The organism is Terrimonas sp., from assembly GCF_003075435.1.
In the GTDB taxonomy this organism is placed as follows: Bacteria; Bacteroidota; Bacteroidia; order Chitinophagales; family Chitinophagaceae; genus Agriterribacter.
This window is the reverse complement of sequence record NZ_QCZJ01000036.1, coordinates 42,353-48,981: the sequence shown is the minus strand read 5'-3', so window position 1 is coordinate 48,981 and position 6,629 is coordinate 42,353. Positions and strand designations below refer to the sequence as shown.

Here is a 6,629-nt window from a genome sequence, read left to right as displayed (position 1 = left end):
CTCTGACTACTTTTTGCTTAAAGCTAATACTATACCGGATCACCGTTTGGACATCTCTTGTCATGGTATTACAGATTTTTTTGTTCTTAAATCTGTCTACTTATGCTAGGACAAGACAAATACAGCTAATAGCTATCAGCCATCAGCTATCAGCTTTTAGTGTCAATTGTTGTATTTTCTTTATATTTCTTTGCGTAAACCTTAGTGCGGCTTTGTGGTAAAAAATGAAATGCCGGCATCCGCATTTTCAGAATAACCGGTAGCTTTATCGCCGGTATCCTTATTATCCATGAGTATAATATATCCTTTTTGTGCTCCAATGAGGGCGGCTACTACTTTAAAAATGTGCCGGCTACCGGAAGCAATAATTCACCTAAATCAGCCAAATGAAAAAGATTATTTCAACACTTGCTTTTGGATTTTGTTTGTTCAGCATTTTTGCCCAGGAGCGGCAGGTCTCCCTACCCAAAACAAAATATAACCTTGCCGTAATTGCCCATCGCGGCGATCATACCAAAGTTCCTGAAAACACCATCGCTTCCATTAAGGAAGCAATAAAGAGTGGTGCTGATTATGTGGAAATAGATCTTCGCACAACAAAAGATGGTTACCTGGTATTGCATCATGATGCTTCTGTGGATAGAATGACCGATGGAAAAGGCAATGTAAAAGATTTAATGCTTGCGGCGCTGCAGGCATTAAAAGTGAGCGATAAAAATAAGCCCGCAAAAAAAACATACCGCATCCCGACTTTTGCCGAGGTATTAAAAACATGCAAGGGAAAAATTAATATCTATCTTGATTTTAAAGACGCTGATGTTGCATCAACGTACAGGCAAATACAGGAAGCGGGAATGGAAAACCAGGTAGCGGTTTACCTGAACAGCATCTCCCAATACAAAAAATGGCGTTCAACAGCTCCCGGAATGCCGCTGATCACAAGTGTGATTGATGGCGTTACCAACAAAGAACAACTTTCCTTTTTTCTTAGCCAGGGCACTATTGAAGTGCTGGATAATGTGTATGACACTGCCATGATCGCTACGGCCAATGATAACGGCGTTGCAGTTTGGTTAGATGTTGAAAGCGATGACGAAGCTCCAGCAATATGGAATACCGCTATTTCAAAAGGTATACAGGGTATACAAACAGATCATCCTGCCGAGCTGGTAAAATACCTTGCTGAAAAAGGTTTAAGAAACGGGCTTGGCAGGAATATTACCCAAATTGATCCTTATGCAAAATACAGGAACAAAAATTACAGGGAATTAAAGAATATCAAATACGGTAACGCGCCGGATGATCAGAACAAGTTTGATGCCTATATCCCCAATGATCTTAAACCCGGCGCTAAGGTAATATTATATATTCACGGCGGCGGATGGAGCGGAGGCGATAAATCAGAATTTCCCAAACAACTGATCGAAGAACTTGCCGGCAAAAGAGGGTACGTGGTTGCTTCAATGAATTACCGCCTGGTAAAAGATACCATGAACCGCTTTCCCGCACAGATAGAAGATGTAAAAAAAGTGATTGAATTTATTACCAAAAACGCTAAAAAATACAAATATAACGGTGATGAATACGCGTTGATGGGTGGCAGTGCAGGCGCTCACCTCGCTATGCTGTATGCTTATGGACATGATGCAAAAAAACAGGTAAAGACCGTGGTTGATCTGTGGGGTCCAACGGATCTCACCGATAAATCAATAAGACCTGATGGCAGCGATGCTGACAATACCGTTATCCGTTTTCTGGGCGAAAAAGATGTGAACGCGCAAATTACCAAAGATGCCAGCCCGGCATTATTTCTCAATAAGGAAACCGCAGTCCCTACCATATTATTTCATGGAGGCAAAGACCCGCTGGTAGACGTAAGCCAGGCAGAAAATCTGTACAAAAAATTACAGAACCTGCAGGTGCCGGCCCAACTGGAAATTTATCCTGAAGAAAAACATGGTATGAGCCCGGCTTCAGCGATTGACGTATTTGCTAAAATGCTTGTATGGCTCGACAAGTATTATCCTGCCAATTAGTAATCCAACATATTTTTTATGAAAAAAATGATCATTCTCCTGTTCCTGGCTCCGGCTTATTTAATTGCCCAGCAAAAAGCAACTGATATTAAAAATGTGATTGTAATTACAACGGATGGTTTACGCTGGCAGGAAGTTTTTAAAGGCATGGATACTGCACTTGCAAACGACGGACGCTTTAACCAGGGACGAAGAGACAGCATTGAAATATACGAAAACTACTGGTCAGAGGATCCTTCCGGCAGGCGAAAAAAACTGATGCCTTTTTTCTGGAATACTATCGCGGCTAAAGGCCAGCTATACGGCAACAGGGAAAAGAACAATAAGGTGAACGTGGCAAACCCACACTGGTTTTCATACCCTGGCTATAATGAAATTTTTACCGGCTATCCTGACCCTGCCGTAAATTCTAATGAATATCAGGCCAACCCTCATGTAACCGTGCTCGAGTATATCAACAATTTACCTGCATTTAAAGGTAAGGTAGCGGCGTTTGGCGCATGGGGGGCATTTAACAGGATTTTGAATGAAGAACGTGCAGGTTTTCCTGTAATTGCCGCTTTTGATACAACTGGTGGTAAAAACCCCACAACAAAAGAATTGCTGATTAATGCAATGCTTAAAGATTCCTATAAACCATTTGGATATGGGGAATGTCTTGATGTTTTTACACATTATGGTGCAATGGAACACTTAGAAACAAGAAAACCCAAAGTACTATACATTGCTTATGGTGAAACAGACGAATGGGCTCACGCCGGCAGGTATAAAGATTACCTGGATGCTGCAAAAAACCTCGATAAATGGATAAGTGATATCTGGAATTATGTGCAGCGTACACCAGCATACAAGGATAAAACCGCACTTCTTATAACCTGCGATCATGGACGCGGGGATTCGAAAAAAGAGCAGTGGACAAGCCACGGCTCACGCATAGCAGGTGCCGATGAAATATGGTTTGCCGTAATGGGACCAGGCATTCCTGCAAAAGGTGAAGTATCAAAAGATATGCAGCTCTATCAAAAACAGTTTGCACAAACCATCGCCTCATTGCTTGGCTTAACATATAAAACCGAACACCCTATTGCAGATGCTATTAAAGAAATAAAAAATTAATACTGATGACTTTTTTTTCAAAACAAAAATGTATGATCACTGTCATGGCAATATTTATATTGCCCTATGCAAATGCCCAGCAAACACCTAATCCTTTTCCTCCCCTGGAAAATCCTGACAGAATAGTTCTGAATGTAACCGAAGATCCTTCAACCTCGGTTGCCATTACCTGGCGCACATCAACCGCCGTAACTAAAGGCATTGTTGAAATAATGCCGGTATCTGCAGACCCGGCAGATATTGTAAAAGCAAACAAGCATGAAGCAGTTTCTTCTCCTTTTCAGCACAATGATATTTCAGCTTATTATCATTCTATAGTAATAAAAAATTTAATGCCGGCCACAAAGTATATGTACCGTGTGGGTTACGACAAATACTGGAGCGAATGGTTTCATATTAAAACAGCAGGTAAGCCAGGCGATAAAATTTCTTTCATATATATGGGAGATGTACAGGTTGGTATGAAAACCCTATGGCCACGAGTTGTTAGACAAGCTTTTGGCAAAATGCCTGAAGCCAATGCCATTATGTATGCAGGCGACATCGTTAACCGTGGTGATAATGATGATGAATGGGGAGAATTGTTTTACGGCGGAAGTTTTATACATGCTATGATACCAGGCATTCCTTCTCCGGGAAATCATGAATATTCCAAAACAAAAGATGGAAATTTATCTGCGCTTTGGAGACCACAGTTTACTTTACCAGAGAACGGGCCCGCAACTGAAAAACTGAAAGAAACCGTATACTTTACCGATATACAGGGCATGCGTTTTATTTCGCTCAACTCTAATGAAGCAGAAGAAGTACCGGAGGATCTGATCAGCCAGAAACTCTGGCTTGACTCTGTTTTGAAACATAATCCCAATAAATGGACCTGCATTATTTTTCATCACCCTGTTTATTCTGTAAGTAAGAGCCGCGATAACCCCTGGCTGAGAGATAATTTTAAGCCATTATTCGATAAATATAAAGTTGATCTCATACTCCAGGGGCATGATCATGCCTATGCAAGAGGTATGAAAAAAATTCCTTACGAAAACGGCCCTGAGTTTTCCGGAACCATGTATGTGATATCGGTTGCAGGCTCAAAAATGTATGAAGAAAATAAAAAAGACTGGATGGATAAAAACGGAGGGCACACACAATTATACCAGCTTATCACTGTTGACGGTGACGTACTTTCTTATAAATGCTACACCGCAACCGGGGCGCTTTATGATTCTTTTGAATTGATAAAAAGAAAAGGCCGGAGAAATAAACTCGTAGAAAATGAACCGGGAGTAGCGGCAATATGGCAAAATCATCTCACAAATATTAAGGATTACTAACACGCTGTTTCTAACAAAATCTTTACCTTGCTCACGCTCAATAAATTATTATTATCATGTATATTCCACAACTGAATCAAAAAAGCCGGCTAACACTTTTATTAGGCTTAGGCTTACTTCTCTCTAATATCATTTATAGTCAAACAAAAACAACATCAGCCACACCATCTCAGCCCAAAATAGTTGTTGGTATGATGGTTGACCAGATGCGCTGGGATTATTTATATCGTTTTCAAAACCGATATACTGAAGGTGGATTTAAAAGATTGATACGTGAAGGCTTCTCCTGCGAAAATACATTGATTGATTATTCTCCTACCATTACTGCATGCGGGCACACCTGCGTATATACAGGATCAACACCTGCCATACATGGTATTGTCGGTAATGACTGGTATGACAGGAAAGCCGGGAAAGATATTGGCTGCGTTAATGACGATGCTACCTTAACCGTGGGTGCTGAAAAACCCGGCAGAGGACAATCTCCTCATAATAATCTTGTTACCACTGTTACCGATCAATTAAGGATAGCCTCAAACTATCAAAGCAAAACAGTGGGTATTGCCATTAAAGACAGGGCCGCTATTCTGCCTGGTGGTCATGCCGCTACCGGAGCATTCTGGTATAATGGTGATGGTAATTTCATTACCAGCACCTATTATATGAAAGAACTACCGGAGTGGGCTAAACGATTTAATGAGAAAAAAATAGTTGATACCTATTACAAAAACGATTGGAAAACCCTGTATCCCATCGAAACTTATACCTTGAGCACGGCTGATGATAAGGATTATGAGGGCACAGCAAATGGTGAAAAAAAACCGGTATTTCCCAAAGACCTGAAACAGTTTATCGGCAAAAACTACGGCGCGGTTCGCACAACGCCTTATGGCAATACACTCACTTTTGAATTTGCCAAAGCAGCTATAGAAGGTTATGATTTAGGAGGTGGTAAATTCACAGATTTTTTAGCCATCAGCTTTTCTAGTCCTGATGCTATAGGGCATACTTACGGACCAAACTCAATAGAGCAGGAAGATGATTATCTGCGCCTGGATAAAGACCTTGCAGACTTCTTCAACTATCTTGATAAAAAATTCGGCAAAGGCAACTACCTGTATTTTATAACAGCAGATCACGGTGTTTCAGAATCACCTGGTTATTACCTTGAAAACAAAATGCCTTCAGGTGCTATTTCAGGAGATGATTTTTCAGGAAAACTGACCGAAACACTGAAACAGAAGTTTGGCGTAGAAAAACCGATCCTTGCTTTCACCAACTATCAGCTTTACATGAACTGGGATGAGCTCAATCAAAAAAATGTTGACCGGAAACAATTAGACGCAATAGTTAAAAGCGTGCTGCTGAAAGCGGACGGTATTGCCAACGTATTAACCAATGAAGAGTTGGGTACAGCGGCAGTTCCCGAACCAATAAAATCTATGATGATTAAAGGATATAATGTAAAAAGAAGTGGCGACTATACTGTTGTTATTCAACCAACCTGGAAAGGCGGAAGCATAAAAGGCGCCACACACGGCACATGGTATCCTTATGATGCGCATATTCCATTGGTGTGGATGGGCTGGAAAATAAAACCAGGCTATACCAACCGTGTAACCGGTATGACGGATATTGCTCCAACAGTAGCAGCATTATTAAGAATACAAATGCCAAGCGGCTCTATTGGTCAGCCTATACAGGAAGTTACGGGAGGAAGATGATATGAATAATTCAGTTACCTGTATTTAGGGCTTGCTGTTTAACTCCATTTGGTGATATTCTGATAAAGATCATTGTATATTCATACTTTGGTTATTAAATTGCTGCAAGGGTTTTGAATCAAATTTTTCAAAAACCATGCAGCTGTTTCGCCATAATTAAATTTTACGAACCTTTTTTGCCTCCACAGCCGGCGGGCTGCGTAACCAGAACGCCGCTGCTTTTTGTCTTTTGAAAAAATATGTTTCGCATTTTTTCAATTTTGCCTTCGGCGAAACCATACAAAAAGAGGCGGCTAACCCGGTTACTGGTAAAAACTTAAAAAAATAAATGCCGGGAGTTAAACAGCAAGCCCTATTTAGTAACTATATCATAGTTTGTATAAAAGTGGGCGGTGAAAATATAATCACCACTCACTTTTTAT

The 6,629-nt window shown here is 40.7% G+C and carries 4 protein-coding genes; all 4 read left to right on the top strand.

Features of this window, described 5'->3' with window-relative positions:
• Positions 1–386: 386 nt before the first annotated feature.
• Genes DC498_RS23705 through pafA form a run of 4 tightly spaced genes read left to right on the top strand, consistent with a single transcriptional unit; the run spans position 387 to position 6,207 of the window.
• Complete coding sequence (locus DC498_RS23705) at positions 387–2,036, top strand: glycerophosphodiester phosphodiesterase family protein (RefSeq protein ID WP_116876375.1); 1,650 nt, start codon at positions 387–389, stop codon at positions 2,034–2,036.
• Between the two features lie 18 nt (positions 2,037–2,054).
• On the top strand, positions 2,055–3,152 hold the full coding sequence (locus tag DC498_RS23700) for an alkaline phosphatase family protein (RefSeq protein WP_116876376.1): 1,098 nt from the start codon (positions 2,055–2,057) through the stop codon (positions 3,150–3,152).
• A 44-nt stretch (positions 3,153–3,196) separates the two neighbouring features.
• Positions 3,197–4,483 (top strand): purple acid phosphatase family protein, encoded by a 1,287-nt coding sequence (locus DC498_RS23695; protein ID WP_165813935.1) that lies wholly within the window; start codon positions 3,197–3,199, stop codon positions 4,481–4,483.
• Positions 4,484–4,539: 56 nt separating this feature from the next.
• Positions 4,540–6,207 (top strand): alkaline phosphatase PafA, encoded by a 1,668-nt coding sequence (gene pafA, locus DC498_RS23690; RefSeq protein WP_116876378.1) that lies wholly within the window; start codon positions 4,540–4,542, stop codon positions 6,205–6,207.
• The last annotated feature ends 422 nt before the right edge of the window (positions 6,208–6,629 follow it).

Bases quoted from the DNA above. Each gene is read 5' to 3' on its own strand.
- DC498_RS23700 (WP_116876376.1), top strand. From the start codon at position 2,055: ATGAAAAAAATGATCATTCTCCTGTTCCTGGCTCCGGCTTATTTAATT.
- pafA (WP_116876378.1), top strand. From the start codon at position 4,540: ATGTATATTCCACAACTGAATCAAAAAAGCCGGCTAACACTTTTATTA.
- DC498_RS23695 (WP_165813935.1), top strand. From the start codon at position 3,197: ATGGCAATATTTATATTGCCCTATGCAAATGCCCAGCAAACACCTAAT.
- DC498_RS23705 (WP_116876375.1), top strand. From the start codon at position 387: ATGAAAAAGATTATTTCAACACTTGCTTTTGGATTTTGTTTGTTCAGC.